This window comes from Zoogloea sp., assembly GCF_023150065.1.
Lineage (GTDB): Bacteria > Pseudomonadota > Gammaproteobacteria > Burkholderiales > Rhodocyclaceae > Zoogloea.
In genome coordinates, this window is sequence record NZ_JAKLLN010000192.1 from 1 (window position 1) to 317 (window position 317).

Below are 317 nucleotides of genomic sequence, written 5' to 3' on the forward strand. Positions count from 1 at the left end.
TCTTCTGGGCAGCGGCGCCGTCGAGGCGCTGGCCGTCAAGGTGGAGGAGGGGGAGGCGACGCTGGCGATCATCGACCATGCGCTGACGCCGGTGCAGCAGCGTAATCTGGAACGGGCGCTGAAGTGTAAGGTCATCGACCGCACCGGGCTTATTCTGGAGATCTTCGGCGCCCGGGCCCGGACGCGAGAAGGCCAGTTGCAGGTCGAACTGGCGGCGTTGAGCTATCAGCGCTCCCGCCTCGTCCGTTCGTGGACCCACCTTGAACGCCAGCGCGGCGGCTTCGGCTTTTTGGGCGGCCCCGGCGAATCCCAGCTTG

Annotated in this window: 1 pseudogene; it reads left to right on the forward strand. The window is 67.2% G+C overall.

The annotated features are described in order from the left end of the window. Window positions 1-317: pseudogene (locus L6Q67_RS24220) on the forward strand (GTPase HflX); the annotation flags it as partial.